This is a genomic window from Rhodohalobacter sp. SW132, from assembly GCF_003390325.1.
Classification (GTDB): domain Bacteria; phylum Bacteroidota; class Rhodothermia; order Balneolales; family Balneolaceae; genus SW132.
In genome coordinates this window covers 1-1,998 of sequence record NZ_QUOK01000027.1, presented here as the reverse complement: position 1 = coordinate 1,998, position 1,998 = coordinate 1, and the positions used below count along the sequence as shown (strand labels likewise).

The 1,998-nt window shown below is 35.0% G+C and carries 3 protein-coding genes; all 3 read left to right on the top strand.

The genetic code is table 11. From position 1 onward, the window contains the following. Nucleotides 1-147 precede the first annotated feature (147 nt). The 3 genes from DYD21_RS20760 (at nucleotide 148) to DYD21_RS20750 (ending at nucleotide 1,869) form a co-directional block, all read left to right on the top strand. Nucleotides 148-393, top strand: coding sequence for a hypothetical protein (locus DYD21_RS20760; protein ID WP_116038938.1), 246 nt, complete (start codon nucleotides 148-150; stop codon nucleotides 391-393). After that, nucleotides 390-794: a type II toxin-antitoxin system VapC family toxin gene (locus DYD21_RS20755; RefSeq protein ID WP_116038937.1), complete on the top strand. Its 405-nt coding sequence runs from the start codon at nucleotides 390-392 to the stop codon at nucleotides 792-794. Before DYD21_RS20760 ends, DYD21_RS20755 begins: the two co-directional genes overlap by 4 nt. A gap of 166 nt (nucleotides 795-960) precedes the next feature. Continuing rightward, the gene (locus DYD21_RS20750; RefSeq protein ID WP_116038936.1) at nucleotides 961-1,869 is read left to right on the top strand and encodes a hypothetical protein; all 909 of its coding nucleotides are present in this window, start codon (nucleotides 961-963) and stop codon (nucleotides 1,867-1,869) included. Nucleotides 1,870-1,998: the final 129 nt, after the last annotated feature.

Below are 1,998 nucleotides of genomic sequence, written 5' to 3'. Positions count from 1 at the left end.
GGAACCACACAAAATTCAAGTACCAATTTCTGCAAAATTCTTTCAGTCCTGAATTTTCATTACATTTCATAAGCAATTGAAACCTGGCTCGTTAATAGAAACAAACTATCTCAAAGTTCAAGCAGGTTCAAACAGTGAGGTGTCCTTATGAATACAGCAGATCTAAATACAAAACTGATCGACAGCTACATGTCTTTGTTGAAGAATATGAGTGCACAAAACAAGCTTGATCTTATTTCGAAGCTCTCCAATACTGTAAAAACTGATTTAGAACAAGAGAAGACTGATTTTTATAAAGCTTTTGGTGGTTGGGATAAAAATGAGAGTGCTGAAGATCTGATAGAGACCATAAAGGGTTCCAGAACATTCAACAGGACAATTGAAGAGTTTTGAATCAATACCTGCTGGACACAAATATTTGTATTTATTACATCAAGGGATTGTACGATCTGAAATCAAAGTTTGAGGAGATCGGCCCGGAATATTGTTTTATATCCGAAATTACTTTGGCTGAATTAAAATTTGGAGTCGCTAAAAGCAAGGCAAAGAAGAAGAATCAAAAAGCCCTTGAAAACTTTTTAAGTGGTATTCAGATACTCCCTATTTTTCCTGCACTTGATATCTATGCTGAAGAAAAGGCACGTCTGCAAAAATCAGGAAAAATTATAGACGATTTTGATCTTTTAATCGGTGCTACTGCTGTTTCATTCGATTTGACAATGGTAACAAATAATACAAGTCACTTTAGCCGGCTAACTGATATAAAGCTGGAAGATTGGTCGGTTACTCCTTAATCACGTATTGGCTCCATAACCAGCGTTTTAACCCGATTTTGCCGCTCATAGCTGGTATTAAAATTTTTAGAGTTGTGGTATCTCTTGCTTTTTATCACATTAGTAGCTCGTAATCGCAAAACCGGTTAAACGCCAAGCCGTTAGGCAACTTTATAAATTACCATTCATGAAGAAATTAATAGTACTAATATTAGTCATATGTTTGGGATTTCATTTTAAGGTTCTGGCTCAAGTTGATTCAACGATTCAGGGAGAGTTGAGCAGTCTAATTCTTGAAGATAATCCTGAGTTTTATGTTCAATACAGAACTACAAGAGAATTAACTGATGGATTTATTGCACGCTTCTTTTTCTATAAAATAAAGGATGACAATTGGCCTGGTGGAGTTGGTTTTGAAATTACACATCCAGAAAGAACTGAACCTCTATGGTATACAATGATCCATGGAGATTTTGGTCCTCACTCTGTTCAACTAATAGATATAGACCATAATGGAAAATTAGATTTGTTCTTTTATGCCGGTTTTGAAGATGTTTTTTCCACATTTATTTACTCATCCAATTACGACGAAGCGTTTACTGATCCTTATAGAAAAGACAATTTTATTAAATCTTATGAAAACCGTAATGATTATTCGGTACTGATTAAACTGGATGGTGCTAATCAGCCCTTGATTCTTGACTCAGGCTATGAGGGTAACGTAAAAAAAAGTGGTAAAGCCTGCCTTGAAGATCAAAGTACAATGGTACACCAAAATGAATATCGATTAACAATTACGGAATCAGTAAAAAGTAAAATTGAGTCAAAATACAGGGAAATTACAGGGGAACTTGATCAATACAACTTTGACTATAACATGCCTGATGTCTATTTCCTTTTCAATACAAAGATACTCGATCCTATTAGGTTGTTTAAGATTAAGGAACAGGATTCTGTTGATGTAACAGCTGATTTTCCAAATTATTTGGAATGGAGAATAGAAATCTTGAATCAAATAAAGTTGGATAGTTCAGAATTATGTGAGGGAATAATTCTAAAAAGAATTGAATATTTAGAAAGTTATCTAGAGCTATAGCAAGTGCCTAACAACCATTTCAACGCGGACTTGGCCACGTAAGGCATGATTTCGCACCCCTGCCCTTGTAATACTTAGTAATTTTCCTCACATTATTTGCTTCAATGGCCAAGCCGGTTAAATGGCTCT

What these genes read in the sequence shown, in the direction of transcription:
- DYD21_RS20750 (WP_116038936.1), top strand. Translation starts at nt 961, where the DNA reads ATGAAGAAATTAATAGTACTAATATTAGTCATATGTTTGGGATTTCAT.
- DYD21_RS20760 (WP_116038938.1), top strand. Translation starts at nt 148, where the DNA reads ATGAATACAGCAGATCTAAATACAAAACTGATCGACAGCTACATGTCT.